Source organism: Pseudomonas sp. AL03, from assembly GCF_029960815.1.
Taxonomy (GTDB): domain Bacteria; phylum Pseudomonadota; class Gammaproteobacteria; order Pseudomonadales; family Pseudomonadaceae; genus Aquipseudomonas.
In genome coordinates this window covers 1-19,229 of the sequence record NZ_JASBRE010000039.1, presented here as the reverse complement: position 1 = coordinate 19,229, position 19,229 = coordinate 1, and the positions used below count along the sequence as shown (strand labels likewise).

Genomic DNA, 19,229 nt, shown 5'->3' with positions numbered 1-19,229 from the left:
CTATTTGACCTCGACCACAGTGCCCTGCAAACGCTGCAAGGCTTCGTTCACCGCTTGCGGCATGAGCTGGCGCAGGCAGTTGTAATGACCGAAGCGGCACGTGCGATCGAAGCACGGACTGCATTCGATGCCCAGGCGCACGATCTCGACGTGCTCGGCCAGTGGCGGTGTGAAACCCGGCGACGTCGAGCCGTAGACTGCCACCAGCGGGCGATTCAGCGCGGCGGCGACGTGCATCAGGCCGGAGTCGTTGGACACCACCGCGTCGGCGCAGGACATCAGGTCGATGGCTTCGGCCAGGGAGGTGCCGCCGCTGAGGTTCACCGACTCTTCACGCAGACCGGGAATCAGCCGCGAACGGATGTCTTCGCCGACCGCGTGATCGTTTTTCGAACCGAACAGCCAGACTTGCCAGCCTTCGCGGATCTTCGCTTCGGCCACTTTGGCGTAGTGCTCGGACGGCCAGCGCTTGGACTCGCCGAACTCGGCGCCGGGGCACAGCGCCAACACCGGGCGGTCGAGGGCCAGGCCGAACGTGGCCATTGCCGCTTCGCGAGTGACCGGGTCGATCTGCAGGCTCGGGCGTGGATAAGGTTTCGGCAGCTCCGCACCGGACTCATAGGCCAGGGCCATGAAGCGCTCGATCATTAGCGGATAACGTTCTTTATCCAGCGTGCGCACGTCATTGAGCAGGCCGTAGCGAAATTCGCCACGCCAGCCGGTGCGTTTCGGGATGCCGGCGAAGAACGGCACCAAGGCCGACTTCAGGGAATTGGGCAGCAGGATCGCCTGGTCGTACTGGCCGGCCAGGGATTTGCCGATACGCCGACGCGTCGCCAGCTCCAAAACACCGTGACCGAGCGGAAAGCTCAAGGCCTGGCGGACTTCGGGCATGCGCTCAAGAATCGGCCGGCTCCACTCGGGGGCCAGCACGTCGATTTCGCATTGCGGGTGGCGCTGCTTGAGACACTGAAACAGTGTCTGCGCCATCACCATGTCACCGACCCAACTGGGCCCAACGATCAGAATTTTCATGTGGTTTCCAAAAACGAGCCGGGGAGGCTTTATGCCTCCCCGTCTCGAGAATCAGCTTAGCCCCAGCTCGCGCCAGATCCGCACTACCTGCCGCCGTTCGTCCACGAACTGGTCGCCCGGTATCACCCCGGCGTCCTTCTGCAAGGCCTGCCGGTGGGCGGCGGAGCGGTAGGCTTTGTAGGCCTCACGCAACAGGCTGGCGTCTTCGGCGGGCATCAGCCCTTCGTGTTCCAGCTCTTCCAGGATGCGGATGTTGTCGGTCCAGCGCAGCAACGGCGGGTGTGTCTCAGACCACGCCAAGGCCGCGTATTGCACCATAAATTCAATATCGACGATACCTCCGGCGTCCTGCTTGAGATCGAACGGCGCCGTGGCCTCGAAGGCATTTGCCGCGGTGCCGGCCGCGGTGCTCTTGCTGCCAAGGTTATCGCGCATTTTGGCGCGCATCTCACTGACCTCCTGGCGCAAGGTCGCAAGGTCCCGCAGCTTGCCCAATACCGCCGCACGGACTTTCTCGAACGCCTGGCCGACGTCCGGACTGCCCACCAGCACCCGCGCCCGCACCAGCGCCTGATGCTCCCAGGTCCAGGCTTCGTTTTCCTGATACCGGGCAAACGCCCCGAGCGAACTCACCAGCAACCCCGACGCGCCGGACGGCCGCAGGCGCATGTCCACCTCATACAGCTGACCGGAGTTGGTCTGGGCCGTCAGTAAGTGAATGATCCGCTGCCCCAGCCGAGTGAAGAATTGCGCGCCGTCGATAGGCTTCGGCCCGTCGGTTTCTGCCTGCGGATCACCATCGTGGATGAACACCAGGTCCAGGTCCGAACCATGCCCCAGTTCCAGACCGCCCACTTTCCCGTAACCGACAATGATGAAGCCGGGATCGCACAAAGTGCCGTCGGTACGCAGCGGCGTGCCGTATTTGGCCACGGTCTGGCGCCAGGCCAGGGCCAGCACTTGTTCGAGAATCGCTTCGGCGAGCCAGGTCAGGTAATCACTGACCTTCATCAACGGCAGGCTGCCGGCGATTTCCGAAGCGGCAACCCGCAAACGGTGCGCCAGCTTGAAATGCCGCAGGGCTTCCATCTGTTGTTCGAGGTCGTCTTCGGGAATCCGCGTCAAACGCTCGCGCAACTCGGCGGCCAGTTCCGGCGCCAGCGGCGGCTTGAACAGCCGACCTTCATTGAGTAATTCGTCGAGCAGCAACGGGAAGCGGGTGATCTGTTCGGCGATCCACGGGCTCGCGGCGCACAGAGTCAACAAGCGTCGCAGCGCGCCGGGGTTCTCGGTCAGCAACACCAGATACGCGGAACGACGGGCCACGGCTTCCACCAGTGGCAGTACCCGCTCCAACACCAGATCCGGATTGGCGTGCTCCACGGCCTGAGCCAGTAATCGTGGAATAAAGGCATCGAGGCGTTCACGCCCCAGACGCTGCATGGCCCGCAATTGTGGACTGCCGCGCAAGCCCGCCAAGGCTCTCAGCGCCTTGCCGGCATCGGCAAAACCGCCCTGTTCCAACTGGCGGCAAGCGGCCTCTTCATCCTGAGCCTCTTCCCAAAGCGGCAGCCATTCACCGCCGACCACCACTTCGCTTTCGGTGCCTTGCTCTTCATCGGGATCGGCGATCACTTGGCCGAAGTGCCACGCCACACGGCCGCGCCAATACATGAGCTGTTCGTGGAAAGCGGTCCAATCGGCGAAACCCATCATAAAGGCGATGCGCGCCTGATCCTGCGCACCGTCCGGCAGCATCTGGGTCTGGCGGTCGGCAATCGCCTGGATCGCATGTTCGGTGTAACGCAGGAATTCGTAGCCTTCGCGCAATTCGCTGACCACCGCCGGCGGCAGATAACCCTGACCTTCCAGCGTGCTCAGTACTTTTAATAGAGGACGTTGCTGCAGGCTCAGGTCGCGGCCGCCGTGGATCAGCTGGAACGCCTGGGCGATAAATTCGACTTCACGAATGCCACCGGAGCCGAGTTTGATGTTGTCGGCCATGCCCTTGCGCCGGACTTCCTGCTGAATCAGCTGCTTCATGGTGCGCAGCGCTTCGATCGCCGAGAAGTCGAGGTAGCGCCGGTAGACGAACGGCCGCAGCATGTCTTGCAATTGCGCGCCGGCCACTTGATCGCCGGCCACCACCCGCGACTTGATCATCGCGTAGCGTTCCCAGTCGCGACCCTGATCCTGGTAATACTGCTCCAGCGCGTTGAAGCTCAACACCAATGCGCCGGCCGAACCGTAAGGCCGCAGGCGCATGTCGACGCGAAATACAAAACCGTCGACGGTCATCGGGTCCAACGCCTTGATCAGCCGCTGACCGAGACGAATAAAAAATTCCTGATTATCCAGCGAGCGCTTCACGCCGACGGTTTCGCCGCCCTCGGGATAGGCGAAGATCAGGTCAATGTCCGACGACAGGTTGAGCTCCACCGCGCCAAGCTTGCCCATGCCGAGGATGACCATTTGCTGTGGCTCGCCGCTGCGCCGACCGGTCGGCACGCCGAACTGCTGACAATGCCGCGAGTACAACCACTGATAGGCCTGATCGATGCTGGCATCGGCCATGTCCGAGAGGTCGCGACAGGTCTGGATCAAATCGCACTGACGAGTCAGGTCGCGCCAAATGATCCGCACTTGATGGCGGGTACGTTGACGACGCAGGGCGCGACCCAGTCCATCTTCGGTTTCCGCTTCATTTACCGCCGTCGCAATCTGTGCGCAGAGCTCGCCGGGAACAAAACTTCGATCCAGCTCACCGGACTGCACCAGTTCCAGCAACATCAACGGATCACGCACGCTCTGCTCGATCACGAAATCGCTGGCAGCGGTGACACGGGCCCATTGCGCCCAGCGATCAGGCGTCCAGCCAGACAGACCATGGTCGTCGTCCAGCCCGGCGACGGCCGTACGGAACGACTGCTCGGCGCGGGTGACAAACGGCAGGAGAATGCCGGGCAGTACGGCAAGCGAAGGGAGGCTCATGGTCTATCCTTGATCGGCGTGTAGAGGGCTGCATGTAGTGATTCGCCAGAATGCACTACGTGATCGACTGTCGAACAAAGGTTAGAAATAGCTGAAATTTCTTTATTTTTGGCAGACAGCATCAAGCTTTCACCTTTTCTGGTTGGCTAAAGACCAACCTTAACGATTATTCTCACAACGCAGCTGGAGGCCACAAGCCGCTCATCTGTAGTTTTACTACTCGTATATACATTCGAAAGGCTGAAATGCCCGATGATTTGTAGTAAAACTACACGCCGCCGGAACAACCTCTCGGCAATCCAAGAATTTATATCGTCTGCCCACAAGGCCAGTCGCAAACTCAGGCAACCGATTCTGGAAGCCTTTCCGCCCTGGAGCAAGCCATGCAAGACCTCGATCCCGTCGAAACCCAGGAATGGCTGGACGCCCTGGAATCGGTTCTCGACAAAGAAGGCGAAGACCGCGCTCACTATCTGATGACCCGTATGGGTGAACTCGCAACCCGTAGCGGTTCGCAATTGCCTTACGCCATCACCACGCCATACCGCAACACGATCCCCGTTACCCACGAAGCACGCATGCCTGGCGACCTGTTCATGGAACGCCGCATTCGCTCGTTGGTTCGCTGGAACGCGATGGCCATGGTAATGCGTACGAACCTGAAAGATTCTGACCTGGGCGGTCACATCTCCAGCTTCGCCTCCAGCGCCACGCTGTACGACATCGGCTTCAACTATTTCTTCCAGGCCCCGACCGACGAACACGGCGGCGACCTGATCTACTTCCAGGGTCACACCTCGCCAGGCGTTTACGCCCGTGCGTTCATGGAAGGCCGCATCACCGAAGACCAGATGAACAACTTCCGCCAGGAAGTCGACGGCCAGGGCTTGTCGTCCTATCCGCACCCTTGGCTGATGCCTGATTTCTGGCAGTTCCCGACCGTATCCATGGGTCTGGGTCCGATCCAGGCGATCTACCAGGCACGCTTCATGAAGTACCTGGAAGCCCGTGGTTTTATCCCCGAAGGCAAGCAAAAAGTCTGGTGTTTCCTGGGCGACGGCGAGTGTGACGAGCCGGAATCCCTGGGCGCGATCTCGCTGGCTGGCCGCGAGAAGCTCGACAACCTGATCTTCGTCATTAACTGCAACCTGCAGCGCCTTGATGGCCCGGTTCGCGGCAACGGCAAGATTATCCAGGAACTCGAAGGCGTGTTCCGCGGTGCTCAGTGGAACGTGACCAAAGTCATCTGGGGCCGTTTCTGGGACCCACTGTTGGCCAAAGACGTCGACGGTATCCTGCAACGCCGCATGGACGAAGTCATCGACGGCGAGTACCAGAACTACAAAGCCAAAGACGGCGCGTTCGTGCGTGAACACTTCTTCAACACGCCAGAACTCAAGGCGATGGTTGCTGATCTGTCCGACGACGAGATCTGGAAACTCAACCGTGGCGGCCACGACCCGTACAAGGTCTACGCGGCGTACCACGAAGCGGTCAACCACAAAGAACAACCCACCGTCATCCTGGCCAAGACCATCAAAGGTTATGGCACCGGTGCCGGCGAAGCGAAGAACACGGCGCACAACACCAAGAAAGTTGATGTTGAAAGCCTGAAGCTGTTCCGCGATCGTTTCGACATTCCGGTTAAAGACTCCGAGCTGGAAAACCTGCCGTTCTTCAAACCCGAAGTAGGCAGCGCCGAAGCCCGTTATCTGAGCGAACGTCGCACTGCACTGGGCGGTTTCGTGCCACAGCGTCGCGCCAAAAGCTTCGACATTCCAACCCCGCCACTGGATACCCTCAAGGCGATCCTGGATGGTTCGGGCGACCGTGAAATCTCCACCACCATGGCATTCGTGCGCATCCTGGCGCAGTTGGTCAAGGACAAGGAAGTCGGCCAACGCATCGTCCCGATCATCCCGGACGAAGCCCGTACCTTCGGTATGGAAGGCATGTTCCGTCAGCTGGGCATCTACTCGTCCGTCGGCCAGCTCTACGAGCCAGTCGATAAAGACCAGGTGATGTTCTACCGCGAAGACAAGAAGGGCCAGATTCTCGAAGAAGGCATCAACGAAGCGGGCGCCATGAGCTCCTTCATCGCTGCCGGTACTTCGTACTCCAGCCACAACCAGCCAATGCTGCCGTTCTACATCTTCTACTCGATGTTCGGCTTCCAGCGTATCGGCGACCTCGCCTGGGCCGCTGGCGACAGCCGCACCCGTGGCTTCCTGATCGGCGGCACCGCCGGCCGGACCACGCTGAACGGCGAAGGCCTGCAACACGAAGACGGTCACAGCCACATCCTGGCTGGCACCATCCCGAACTGCCGCACCTTTGATCCTACCTACGGCTATGAGCTGGCGGTGATCATTCAGGACGGCATGAAGAAGATGACCGAAGAGCAGCAGGACGTTTTCTACTACATCACCGTGATGAACGAGTCCTACCAGCAGCCAGCCATGCCGGCCGGTGTCGAGGAAGGCATCATCAAGGGCATGTACCTGCTCGAGGAAGACACCCGCGAAGCGGCGCACCACGTTCAGCTGATGGGCTCCGGCACCATCCTGCGTGAAGTGCGCGAAGCGGCGAAGATCCTGCGTGAACAGTTCAACGTCGGCGCTGATGTCTGGAGCGTTACCAGCTTCAACGAACTGCGTCGCGACGGCCTGGCCGTAGAGCGCAGCAACCGTCTGCACCCGGGCCAGAAGCCTAAATTGAGTTATGTCGAAGAGTGCCTGAACGGCCGTCAGGGTCCGGTCATCGCCTCTACCGACTACATGAAGCTGTTCGCTGAGCAAATTCGTCAGTGGGTCCCGTCCAAGGAATTCAAAGTCCTGGGCACCGACGGTTTCGGCCGCAGTGACAGCCGCAAGAAGCTGCGTCACTTCTTCGAAGTCGACCGTCATTTCGTGGTGTTGGCAGCCCTGGAAGCCTTGGCTGACCGTGGTGATATCGAACCTAAGGTGGTGTCTGAAGCCATCGCCAAGTTCGGGATCAACCCGGAAAAACGCAACCCACTGGACTGCTGAGGAGACACTCTGTGATCGAACTCATTCGCGTACCTGACATCGGCAGCGGTGAAGGTGAAGTAATCGAACTATTTGTGAAGGTCGGCGACCGTATCGAAGCCGACCAGAGCATTCTGACGCTTGAGTCGGACAAGGCGAGCATGGAAATCCCTGCTCCCAAGGCCGGCATCGTTAAAAGCCTGAAAGTGAAGCTGGGTGATCGCCTGAAAGAAGGCGACGAATTGCTCGAGCTGGAAGTCGAAGGTGCCGCTGCTGCGGCCCCTGCGGCTGCCGCTGCCGCTGCCGCTGCGCCGGCTGCCAAAGCTGAAGCAAAACCGGCTGCGGCCCCGGCGCCGGCTGCTCCTGCTGCCGCGCCGGCTGCTGCAACCACTCAACAAGTGCACGTGCCGGACATCGGTTCGTCGGGCAAGGCCCAGATCATCGAGATCCAGGTCAAGGTCGGCGACACCGTCGAGGCTGATCAATCGCTGATCACCCTGGAATCCGACAAAGCCAGCATGGAAATCCCTTCGCCCGCCGCTGGCGTGGTCGAAAGCATCAGCGTCAAGCTCAACGACGAAGTCGGTACCGGCGACCTGATTCTGGCGCTGAAAGTGGCAGGTGCTGCGGCACCGGCTGCGGCCGCACCCGCTCAGGCGGCGGCACCTGCTGCCGCTGCTCCAGCGCCAGCCGCTGCGGCACAGGCTGCACCGGTCGCTGACAGCGTTCAGGACATTCACGTCCCGGACATCGGCTCGGCCGGCAAGGCCAAGATCATCGAAGTGCTGGTCAAGGCCGGCGACACCGTTGAAGCCGACCAGTCGCTGATTACCCTGGAATCCGACAAGGCGAGCATGGAAATTCCATCGCCTGCCGCTGGCGTAGTGGAAAGCGTTTCCATCAAGCTGGATGACGAAGTCGGTACTGGCGACCTGATCCTGAAGTTGAAAGTCAAAGGCGTTGCGCCTGCTGCCCCGGCTCCGGCCGCTGCTGCACCAGCACCTGCGGCTGCCAAGGCTGAAGCTGCTCCTGCAGCCGCCGCTCCGGCACCGGCCGCACCGGCTGCTGCACCGGCCAAACCAGGCGCCAAGGTTCACGCAGGTCCTGCGGTGCGCCAACTGGCTCGTGAGTTCGGCGTCGAGCTGAGCGCGGTCAGCTCAAGCGGCCCGCACGGTCGTGTGCTGAAAGAAGACGTGCAGGTTTACGTCAAAGCCATGATGCAGAAGGCCAAGGAAGCACCGGCCGCTGCTGGCGGCGCAACCGGCGGCGCGGGCATCCCGCCGATTCCGGTCGTGGACTTCAGCCGCTTCGGTGAAACCGAAGAAGTGCCGATGACCCGCCTGATGCAAATCGGCGCGTCGAGCCTGCACCGCAGCTGGCTGAACATTCCGCACGTGACTCAGTTCGATTCGGCTGATATCACCGACCTGGAAGCGTTCCGTATCGCTCAGAAAGCCGTTGCAGAGAAGGCTGGCGTCAAGCTGACCATCCTGCCACTGCTACTCAAGTCGTGCGCGCACCTGCTCAAGGAACTGCCGGACTTCAACAGTTCGCTGGCACCCAGCGGTAAAGCGATCATCCGCAAGAAGTACGTGAACATCGGCTTCGCGGTCGACACACCTGAAGGTCTGCTGGTACCGGTCATCAAGAACGTCGACCAGAAGAGCCTGTTGCAACTGGCAGCCGAAGCCGCCGTACTGGCCGCCAAAGCCCGCGACAAAAAGCTCACCGCAGACGACATGCAAGGCGCCTGCTTCACCATTTCCAGCCTCGGCCACATTGGCGGCACCGGCTTCACGCCGATCGTCAACGCGCCGGAAGTGGCGATCCTCGGTGTTTCCAAGGCAACCATCCAGCCAGTCTGGGACGGCAAAGCCTTCCAGCCGAAACTGATGCTGCCACTGTCGTTGTCCTACGATCACCGTGTGATCAACGGCGCCGCTGCTGCACGCTTCACCAAGCGTCTGAGCGATCTGCTGGCGGACATCCGCACCATCCTGCTGTAACACCGATCGGTCCTCCTTCACCGGAGGGCCTGTTGCGTTCCACGTTTTCCGAGCGCCACGCTCGTACCTCAACCCCGCCAGTTTGGCGGGGCTTTTTTTGCCTGGAAGAAAGTTTCTTCCTACATTCGTGGCTGACGTCGCCCACAACTCAAGTCCACTTTCACCCGATATTTTTTGCGCACCATTAACTAGGCTTAGCCCAACTGATTATTGATTTAAACATCATCAGTCTCTCTTGCTTAGTTAGCATTACTTCGAACGGATTCGAACATGTTCAAACCGACTGTCGGCCCTATTATTGGCCACACTACAACTAATCACACACGCATCTTCTTGCGCGGCGAATTTCAAAACAACGCACCGGTATTTGCAGGCATTCGTTATCGCCAACCTGGCGAAGAACGCTGGTCCCAAGGTGCATTTGCAAAATTGACGATCGTGCGCGACATGTCCGATGTCATTGCACTCAACGATCTGGCCGCCGATACCGACTACGAATACCAGGCGGGCTGGTTCAGTCCCATGAGCCCGGTGCATACCGTGGAAACGGTTCAGGAGTTGCCGCTGCAATGGCCGCGGGAGATCTACCGGTTTCGCACGCAGTCCAGCAAAGGCACGATTCCACGGGCCTATATCGTCGGCTCATGTCGTTACCTGCGCATGACTGCTGGCATCCCGTCTGCAGCGCATCTGGGGGATCGAATCTTCGCCTCTGTCACGAATCTGGCGCAGCAGGCCGAACCGCCCATCAGCGCCCTGCTGATGACCGGTGATCAAATTTATGTCGATGACCTGAACGTCATTGCGCCCGACCGGGAATACAAGGCCATACTCAGTAAGTACCGTGCGGCTTTTTCCCAACCCAATATTGCAAAATTAATGTCCAGTGTGCCGACTTACATGATCCTCGACGACCATGAAATAGAAGACAACTGGCCTGCCAACAAGAGTAAAGCCGATGACTACTTATATAAGAACGCTATGGCGGCGTACGAGTTATATCAAACCAGCCATAGTCCGGCCCATGAACTTCTAGCCAACGGACAACCAAGTAAAAAACTGGAACAGTATGGGTATCAGTTCGCCGAAGGCGATATCGAATGGTTTGTCACCGACAGCCGAACCCGCCGCAACCTGTCGGCCGATGATCGACGCATTCTCGACAAAGAGCAGGAACAGGCTTTGTGCAAATGGCTGATCCACAGCCCGGCCAGGGTCAAATTCGTGGTCACCAGCGTGATGTTCTATCCCGACCGCAAAGCCCATGGCGATGACGCCTGGAAAGCCTTCCCGGAACAACGACTACGGCTGCTGGAGACGATTCGTACACACCGCATCAAGAACGTCTTCTTCATTTCGGGCGATGTCCACGGCTCCCTGACCAGTCGCCTGACCCACAGCGAGGACCCGGACTTCGAAATGCACACCATCGTGTCGTCACCGCTGTGCAACAGCAAACTGCTGCCGTATGCCAAGGCATCCACATTCATTCTCGATCAGCCACTGGTGCAAACGGTCGCGGGCGACTATCGGCATGAACTGACTAGCAAGGTGGTCAGCGAGGACAACTTTGCCCATCTGGTCGTTGATCAGGAGAAGGTTCAGGTCAACTATCACGACCGGGACGGCAAGCTTTTAGAATCGGCCAGTATCACGTTGCGCTAAGCCCATGAAGGCCAGATTCATTAGTTTTCGACCTCTTGCTGAAGAAATCTTCGTCCCTGCCGATGTATTCTTATAGCACTTGGCCTTCATGTCTCTTGTCAGTCAGTGCCGCAATGATGCAACCTTGCCGCAGACAACAGTAAAGAGGGCGAGAGCCCGGCGCGATCAGCATATTCGAAGCGAGTTTCCCTCAATGAAAAGCCAACCCGATGCCGCCAGCCGTATGGTGGCCGAGGTAGTGACGCAGTTGCCTGTGCCCTCGCGGCTCGGCATGCTGCGTTTCGAACGGCTGAATGAACCAAGCTGGGCACTGCTGTTTCTCGATCCCAATTGCGAACGACAGTTCGGCCTGCCGGCGGTGGACCTCTGTGCTCTAGTCGACTCACCGTACGCCAGCCTGATGGAACCTGAAGCGCGCTATCAGCTGCATGACGAGGTCCAGCAGCAGCTCACCGAAAGTACGAATTACCAGATCCGCTACACCTTGCACACCGCCGCAGGAGCCTTGAACCTGCTGGAATTGGGCGAAGCCTACAAGCAACACAACCGACACCTACTGCGCGGCTACCTGCTGGTGGTCGACAGCCTTTTCGAGGGCAAGCAACTGCTGCCGGCCCTGGACCTGGAAACCCAGAACTCTCGCCTGCAAATCGCCCTGGCGCTCAATCAACTCGCTCAGCAGGAACAGCTCCTGCACCTGGACCGGGTGCGCGCCCAGCAAGACTTGATCCTGCTGCTCACCCGCCAGCGCTACCGCAGCAACAACTCCCTGCAAGAAGCCGCCGAGCTGATCACTCGCAGTGCCTGTGACATTTACGAAATCGACTGCGCCAGCCTGTGGAACCTCGAAGGTTCGCTGCTCGTGCCGATCTCGGCCTATCACCGCGCCAGCCAGAAATACCAACTGCCGGAGCCGATCGATGTCAGTCACTTCCCTGATTACCTGGAAGCCTTGCACACCGGCCGCGCCATCGATGCTCATAACGCCATGCGCGACCCACGCACCCGGGAAATGGCCGAAAGCCTGCGCCCGCGCGATGTGAATGCGATGCTCGACGCCAGCATCCGCGTCGACGGCCAAGTGGTCGGCGTACTCTGCCTGGAGCAGATCGGTACGACCCGCGCCTGGCAATCGGACGAAATCGCTTTCGCCGGCGAACTGGCGGATCAATTCGCTCAGGTCATCAACAACCATAACCGCCGCACCGCCACCAGCGCCCTGCACCTGTTCCAGCGTGCGGTAGAGCAAAGCGCCAACGCCTTTTTGCTGGTCAATTGCGATGGCGTGGTGGAATACGTCAACCCGAGCTTCACGGCGATCACCCAGTACAGCACCGAAGAAGTCCACGGCCAGCGGCTGTCGGAACTGCCGGCACTGGAAAATCTCAGCGAACTGTTGTTCGACGCGCCCTCGGCGCTGGCCAAGAGCAACAGCTGGCAAGGCGAGTTCAAAAGTCGCCGCAAAAACCTCGAACCCTACTGGGGCCAGTTGTCGATTTCCAAGGTCTACGGCGACAACCGTGAACTGACCCATTACATCGGCATCTACGAAGACATCACCCAGACCAAACTCGCTCAGCAGCGCATCGAACGTCTGGCTTACACCGATAACCTGACCAACCTCGGCAACCGTCCGTCGTTTATCCGCAACCTCGATGAACGCTTCGCCCGAGACAGCGATACCCCTATCAGCCTGCTGCTGGTCGACATCGACAACTTCAAGCGGATCAACGACAGCCTCGGCCACCAGACCGGCGACAAACTGTTGATCAGCCTGGCCAGACGCCTGCGCAATAGCCTGAGCCCGAGTGGCAGCCTGGCGCGGTTTGCCAGTAACGAATTCGCCGTGCTGCTGGACAACACCGACCTGCGTGCGGGCCAACAGATCGCCAGCGAATTGCTGATGACCCTCGACAAACCGATGTTCGTCGACAATCAGCTGATCAGCGTCACCGGTTCAGTGGGCCTGGCCTGCGCGCCGTTGCATGGCCGCGACCCGCAAACCCTGATGCGCAACGCCGGCCTGGCGCTGCACAAGGCCAAGGCCAACGGCAAACACCAGGTTCAAGTGTTCACCGAAGCGCTGAACGCCGAGGCCAGTTACAAGCTGTTCGTCGAGAACAACCTGCGCCGCGCCCTGACCCAGAACGAGCTGGACGTTTTCTATCAGCCCAAGCTCTGCCTGCGCAGCGGTCGCCTGCTCGGGATGGAAGCCTTGCTGCGCTGGAACCATCCGGAAAAAGGCATGATCCGCCCGGACCAGTTCATCAGCGTCGCCGAAGAAACCGGGCTGATCATTCCCATCGGTAAATGGATCGCCCGCCAGGCCTGCCGCATGAGCAAAGACCTGACGGCCGCTGGCCTGGGCAATCTTCAGGTGGCAATCAACCTCTCGCCCAAGCAGTTCTCCGACCCGGACCTGGTGTCGTCCATCGCCAATATCCTCAAAGAAGAAGCGCTGCCGGCAAACCTGCTGGAACTCGAACTCACCGAAGGCCTGCTGCTGGAAGCCACCGAAGACACCCACTTGCAGCTCGAGCAACTCAAGCGTCTGGGCCTGACCCTGGCCATGGATGACTTCGGCACCGGTTACTCGTCGCTCAGTTACTTGAAAAAATTCCCGATCGACATCATTAAGATTGATCGAAGCTTTATCCACGAAATCCCGGACAACCAGGACGACATGGAAATCACCTCCGCGGTGATCGCCATGGCCCACAACCTGAAACTCAAGGTCGTGGCTGAAGGCATCGAGACTGCCGAGCAGTTGGCCTTCCTGCGCCGTCACCGCTGCGACGTTGGCCAGGGCTACCTGTTCGACCGACCGATACCGGGCTCCGAGCTGATCGAAAAGCTCAAGCGCTATCCGCGTGGCCCGATCGCCTGACAGCGGCGTAACACTCGGGCAAACTGCGTGTCTGACTTTTTACATCCCAACCTGACTGAGAGGACTGATCATGGTTCTGCGCTCGGAAATTCTGGTGAACAAAAACGTGCTCCCGACTCAAGAACAAGCTCTGCCTGGCCGCGAAACCCCAATGACCCTGCCAGAAAAACACTTCGTCCACGACGCGCCGCTGCTGGGCCCGTTCGTCACTGATGTGGATTTCGCCATCTTCGGCCTCGGCTGCTTCTGGGGCGCGGAACGCAAGTTCTGGCAGCGCGAAGGTGTGGTCAGTACGGTGGTGGGTTACGCCGGGGGTTTTACGCCGAACCCGACGTATGAAGAAGTCTGCTCGGGCCTGACCGGCCACAGCGAAGTGGTACTGGTGGTCTACGAGCCGGCAAAAGTCAGCTACGAAGAGCTGCTGAAGATGTTCTGGGAATTGCACAACCCAACTCAGGGCATGCGTCAGGGCAACGACATCGGCACGCAGTACCGCTCGGTGATCTACGCCACCAACCCGACGCAGCTGGAAGCCGCCAAGCACAGCGAGCAGGTGTTCCAGGCCGAACTGACCAAGGCAGGCAAAGGCACCATCACCACCGAAATCGAAGAAGCGCCGACGGTCTACTTCGCCGAGGCGTATCACCAGCAATACCTGGCCAAAAACCCTGAAGGGTATTGCGGAATTGGTGGTACTGGCGTTACCTGCCCGATCTAATCTTTTGATCTGATCGTTCCCACGCGCGTGGGAACGATCACCGGTCAACTCTCGGCAATCAACCAATCCATCTGCCACCCACCCTGTGTCTGTCCCAACTTCTTGGACAACCACGGCAGCAGTTCACGTAATTCCTCTTCCAGCCCCCACGGTGGATTCGCAATTGCCAACCCGGACCCGTTCAAACTGTTCGGCGTATCCAGCGGATGCACCAGCAACTCCACCCGCAACAACTTCGGCGCGCCACTACCCGCCAAATCCTGATAAAACCGACGCAACATGCGCGGGTCCTTCACCGGGTACCAGATCGCCACCACGGTTTGCCGCATCCGGCCAATCGCCTCTTTCAACGACGCCGCACAGCGCTGCATCTCATCAAGCTGCTCGAACGGCGGATCAATCAACATCACCGCCCGCTTCTCCTGCACCGGCAACATCGCACGCGGCACATGCCAGCCTTCGCCCAAATGCACCTTCACCCGACGGTCGCCCGCCATATTATCTCTGAGCAACACACCGTCTTCCGGGTGCTTCTCGTTGAGCATCACCCGATCCTGCGGCCGCGTCAGACGGCGCGCCAACTCCGGCGAACCCGGGTAATAGCGCAACTGGCCATCCGGGTTCATGTCGTGCAGCACCTTCATGTAATCCGCGGTCAACGCCGGCAGATCCGGCTGATCCCACAAACGCGCAATGCCTTCCAGGTACTCACCGGTACGGCTCGCCTGATCACCCTGCAGGTCATACAGACCAATGCCGGCGTGAGTGTCGAGATAGGCAAACGGCTGCTCCTTGCGCGACATCAAAGCGATGAGGCGGGTCAAAGTCAGGTGTTTGAACACATCGGCGTGATTGCCGGCATGGAAGGCGTGACGATAATTCATGATTGCTCCTGCGAAGGGCGGGGAGTTTACCTTGTACCGAGGCGAACGTCAGGACCTCGCAGCCGAGCGGGCAAAGCCCCCCTCACCCTAACCCTCTCCCTAGGGGGCGAGGGGACTGATTTTGGCAATCTCTCGGCCTCCATCGACCTGAACGATCAAAGTGAACTCAAGCTTGGCCAAGCCAAGTTCACCCTGCAGTCGCAGGTCGCAGCAAACTCCCCAAACACCTCGGTCAATCCCCTCGCCCCTCGGGGAGAGGGCTAGGGTGAGGGGGATGGATCTAAAGCCTTACACCTACTCCAAAGACCGCGCCCGTAACCGCCGCCCAAGAACATCCAGCACATCACACCCATCCCGCAACGGAATGGCGCAGAGCAAGGCAAAGTCACTGAGAATGAAGGACTGACACTCAATCGAACCACGCATGGACAGGTTCTCCATCACTTGAGTGACGGCGCGAATTCGGTAGCTGGCAGCGTCATACAAAACATCAAGCGGCGCTTGGGTGTCGACGAACAGGGTTGGCATGTCGTCGCAATTGCTGGTGAGCGCCATGAAGCGGCTTTGGGGATGGGGGGTTGGTTTTTCGTAGGGTGGATCGGGGTGAAGACTTTTCATTTTCAAATTCCAGAGGCAGTAAACAGGAACTGCCATCAGCCTTCCTACAGGCTGGGGTGGCAGCTATGCGCGGGGTAGGAATATCGAGGCCTTTGGAAAACTCGACCACGCCGAAGCGTGCCCGCACACAGCCGCCGCAACTGATATTACGGACGCACGTTAACGGCCGCAAACCAAGCTTCGACGCTAATACATTTCCAACGACTTTGAAGGGTTCCTACACCCCGCCACTGAATTTTCAGTGACCACCAGAGACTATCGAGGGAATGCATTTCGAACCAGTTCATGGAAACCGATACGAGTTGAAGGAAACTTCCGACGACTTTGCCCAGAAATTTCGCTCAAAAAAGCAAACGTGACGAAAGGCTTCACTGAAGCTTGGCTTGATTTAGCCACCTGTTGAATCCACAACCTATAGCTGCCGCTCAACAAACGACAGAATTCGGCCCAGAGTGTGTAAAAACGCCTGCCCGACTCTTGCCGCCGACTTCAGACGGAGCAGAATGCCAAGCTATCAAGATCGATCTCGGCGTAGCTCCCCAAATCGCCCTTGTAGAGACAGATCTTGGATACTCCTAGCTCGGATTGTAAGAACTCAATAAGCTTTCTAAGGTTACCGTTTTTAGACATCGCAGTCGGACGCACTACCGTTGCCTGTCCGGGCTCATCATCGTAAATTCTGATCAGAAACACATCCTCTTCGTTCTGTATTTCGTAGTTGCAACCACGGTACTCATATCCAATATCGTGGTCGACATCATCAAAGCGACTAGATCTCACTATCTTCAAAGCAGCAGTCCGTCAAATATCACTCATCAACATAAATGGTACGGATTTATTTGTTGAGCAAGGAGTTGGAATAACGCGGAAAATCTAGTGCTCATTATTCTGCACCCTGAGCCTTAGCTGAAGTACTAGCCCTCACCAAGTTGAAAAGTTCTCCTGACTCGCTTTATACAGATCATCAACCCACGCTTCGGACAATTTGACGTACACATCCTCAAAAAACGCCTTTGGATTTTTCATTTCATTCCACCCAAGAGGAAGCGAGGAATGAGACCTCGAATCATGTTCCAAAATTTCAGCAAACACACTCGAGTCACCATCAAGCCTCTCTCAACACAAAGAACAAAACAAACTTATGCCGATAACTCAACGCTGCGAAGCGTTTGACAATAAACCGGGATATTAAACATTCTCTATCTGAAGGACACTCAGGATCGTACGCCGACAACTCAACCCCAAGACTCTCCTCGCGATCATATATATCGAACCCACCGAGAAAGTGCTCTACACTTGGATTATATGGAACGTTCAGATACGGATGCATCAGCATTAAATTTTCTCTATCGGATAAAACGCTATAGGCTGCAATGTCTCAAAGTCGAATTTCATTTCAAAGGCATTCATCTGAGGAATGAAACGCGGATTGGCTGGATCTAAAGGATTAGGCTCATATCCCTCACCTACATTTTCCGCCTCCACTCTTACTAACAAATTTCCTTTACTGTCCTCCCCAGTAAAACGAGACATTTTTCTAGTCTCCCTTGTCATCGCTTCATTATAAGCATTCAACTGCGCTCTATGGCTTATAAACCTAGAGCTTGGAACGGCTCTCCACCTCTTGCTTTCACCATTAAGTTCGCAGCTAGTGGTTTGTTGCTGAACAGCAGAAACCGAACTACCCGCCAAATTCATATACATAGCTCGCAATATAAAAATCAACTTTTTAAAAGGTATTAATAACGTCATTTTTCAAAAACCGACCATAACAAACACAATAAAACACTAAAAAGATACAGCAAAATGCGGACAAAATTTGGGCGAGCTTATTTTTTGCTCTTATCAATACTGCCAATACTTTCGAAGCTGGCAGCAAAAACAAATCCACCCCCTTTGTTGGTTTGCCCGCGAATTGAGAATACATCCGCCCCCCACCGCTCAAAAAACCTGCACTAAAATCAGAAAGCCACATCAATACGAATCACATTTATTTTAATAAATTTTTGGTTAAAAAACGGGTAGTCATAATGAATATCTTGAGCATCGAAATCAATAAAAGATCTTAATACGGCACCATCTAAATAGCCCGCTAACACACATGAAAAACTGTCATCCTCCATTTCAACTCCGACATATTCATCCTGACTTACTTCCATGCCGACGCTATCAGGTAAAACCATTTCAAACTCAACCTCGTACGTTTTACCGATTTCAATCTTAAATGGGCAGTAGTTAATAAAGCATTGAATTATTACTCCATTGACAAGTAAAACAACCGCCTCTTCGACGACCTCATCAATCTCCATGACAAGCGCACTATACTTCTTAGTCATTTACTGGCCTCAGCTCGTTATCCTTTGCATCACCGTTTAACATTTTCCAGAAATCCTTTCCACTTTTTACATGCAGGGTCGTGATATCGCCGCTATTATTTGTACCGACAAATGCAAATTTTGTATCACCATTCCTCTGGGAATTACCCAGAAGTTGTAAATAGGCAATTCTAACTTCTCCTTCATACGGATATTCCACCTTTATGCCTTGGTTCACTACATCACGAGAAATTTGTAGGTATTCCTCTTTGCTCTGAGCGTCGAACTCTTTTCTCCCGTGTTTTTTATAATGAAGGTCAAGCTTTTCGTCATTCCTAAAATTTTTAGGACGCGACTTCGCGATTGGAGTTTTTACCGCACCGCCATCAACAACCGTCTCACTAACATCATCCGGCGCCCCACACCCAGGCTTATTCGGTGGCGGACAATTCCCGCTCAACCCCAACGGATCAACCCACCCCGTCGGATTCGGCGTGTACTGATACGGGTTCAGCCCGCCCGCCAACTTGATCGGATCCGGCGTCAGGTAACGACCCACCTCTGGATCATAGTACCGATGCCGGTTGTAATGCAGACCGCTCTCGGCATCAAAGTACTGCCCCTGGAAACGCAAGGGCTGCTCGAGCTGCTCGCCCCCGCCGAACGCAAGGCGAGTGATCTTGCCGTAGGCGTTGTACTTCACCGACCAAACAATCTCGCCGCCAAAATCGGTCAGTTCCTGCGGCGTACCCAGGTGATCGAGTTGGTAGTAAAACGGGCAGGCCTTGCGCGGGCCTTTGCCGTCGAGCATGGCCAGTGGGCGGAAGCTTCCCGGTTCGTAGAGGTAGCTGCGGTAGTGTTCGCGGCTGCTTTCGGCGATGAGGTTGTCGCCTTGCCAGAAGAACTCGGTGGTGTGGCCGTCGACGGTTTTGCTGATGCGGCGGCCGAAGGCGTCGTAGCGATAATTTGAGCAACGGCCGTCCGGGGTCGTGACGCCGACCAAGCGGTGCTGGCAGTCGTAGCGGTATTCGGTGACGAGTTTTTGCCCGGTGCCGCGGCGTTCGCGGATCAGGTTGCCGAAGGCGTCGTAGTCGTAGTGGCG

The 19,229-nt window shown here is 57.3% G+C and carries 12 protein-coding genes; 5 read left to right on the top strand and 7 right to left on the bottom strand.

Annotated features, from left to right (window positions below; translation table 11 throughout):
* Together waaF and glnE are read right to left on the bottom strand one after the other, a co-directional pair.
* The gene (gene waaF, locus QK293_RS25055) at positions 1-1,035 is read right to left on the bottom strand and encodes a lipopolysaccharide heptosyltransferase II (RefSeq protein WP_282382396.1); all 1,035 of its coding nucleotides are present in this window, start codon (positions 1,033-1,035) and stop codon (positions 1-3) included.
* A gap of 51 nt (positions 1,036-1,086) precedes the next feature.
* On the bottom strand, positions 1,087-4,026 hold the full coding sequence (glnE, locus tag QK293_RS25050; protein WP_282382394.1) for a bifunctional [glutamate--ammonia ligase]-adenylyl-L-tyrosine phosphorylase/[glutamate--ammonia-ligase] adenylyltransferase: 2,940 nt from the start codon (positions 4,024-4,026) through the stop codon (positions 1,087-1,089).
* Between the two features lie 383 nt (positions 4,027-4,409).
* Between glnE and aceE the strand changes: the two genes are divergently transcribed.
* The 5 genes from aceE (at position 4,410) to msrA (ending at position 14,310) form a co-directional block, all read left to right on the top strand.
* Positions 4,410-7,055, top strand: coding sequence for a pyruvate dehydrogenase (acetyl-transferring), homodimeric type (gene aceE / locus QK293_RS25045; RefSeq protein WP_282382392.1), 2,646 nt, complete (start codon positions 4,410-4,412; stop codon positions 7,053-7,055).
* An 11-nt stretch (positions 7,056-7,066) separates the two neighbouring features.
* Positions 7,067-9,040 carry a dihydrolipoyllysine-residue acetyltransferase gene (gene aceF / locus QK293_RS25040; protein ID WP_282382390.1) on the top strand — a complete coding sequence of 658 codons (1,974 nt, stop codon included), beginning with the start codon at positions 7,067-7,069 and terminating at the stop codon, positions 9,038-9,040.
* A gap of 270 nt (positions 9,041-9,310) precedes the next feature.
* Positions 9,311-10,705 (top strand): alkaline phosphatase D family protein, encoded by a 1,395-nt coding sequence (locus QK293_RS25035; RefSeq protein ID WP_282382388.1) that lies wholly within the window; start codon positions 9,311-9,313, stop codon positions 10,703-10,705.
* A gap of 193 nt (positions 10,706-10,898) precedes the next feature.
* Positions 10,899-13,592 (top strand): GGDEF and EAL domain-containing protein, encoded by a 2,694-nt coding sequence (locus QK293_RS25030; RefSeq protein WP_282382385.1) that lies wholly within the window; start codon positions 10,899-10,901, stop codon positions 13,590-13,592.
* Between the two features lie 70 nt (positions 13,593-13,662).
* Positions 13,663-14,310, top strand: a complete 648-nt coding sequence (msrA, locus tag QK293_RS25025) for a peptide-methionine (S)-S-oxide reductase MsrA (RefSeq protein ID WP_282382383.1) — start codon at positions 13,663-13,665, stop codon at positions 14,308-14,310.
* A gap of 44 nt (positions 14,311-14,354) precedes the next feature.
* On the opposite strand, the gene rlmJ is transcribed toward msrA, so the two are convergent.
* From rlmJ to QK293_RS25000, 5 genes are all read right to left on the bottom strand, one after another.
* On the bottom strand, positions 14,355-15,194 hold the full coding sequence (rlmJ, locus tag QK293_RS25020; protein ID WP_282382382.1) for a 23S rRNA (adenine(2030)-N(6))-methyltransferase RlmJ: 840 nt from the start codon (positions 15,192-15,194) through the stop codon (positions 14,355-14,357).
* A 294-nt stretch (positions 15,195-15,488) separates the two neighbouring features.
* Positions 15,489-15,812 carry a hypothetical protein gene (locus tag QK293_RS25015; RefSeq protein WP_282382380.1) on the bottom strand — a complete coding sequence of 108 codons (324 nt, stop codon included), beginning with the start codon at positions 15,810-15,812 and terminating at the stop codon, positions 15,489-15,491.
* Between the two features lie 1,335 nt (positions 15,813-17,147).
* The gene (locus tag QK293_RS25010) at positions 17,148-17,564 is read right to left on the bottom strand and encodes a hypothetical protein (RefSeq protein WP_282382378.1); all 417 of its coding nucleotides are present in this window, start codon (positions 17,562-17,564) and stop codon (positions 17,148-17,150) included.
* Positions 17,565-17,773: 209 nt separating this feature from the next.
* Complete coding sequence (locus QK293_RS25005) at positions 17,774-18,148, bottom strand: hypothetical protein (protein ID WP_282382376.1); 375 nt, start codon at positions 18,146-18,148, stop codon at positions 17,774-17,776.
* On the bottom strand, positions 18,141-19,229 hold a 1,089-nt coding region (locus QK293_RS25000), incomplete at its 5' end, for an RHS repeat-associated core domain-containing protein (RefSeq protein ID WP_282382374.1). The genes QK293_RS25000 and QK293_RS25005, both read right to left, overlap by 8 nt.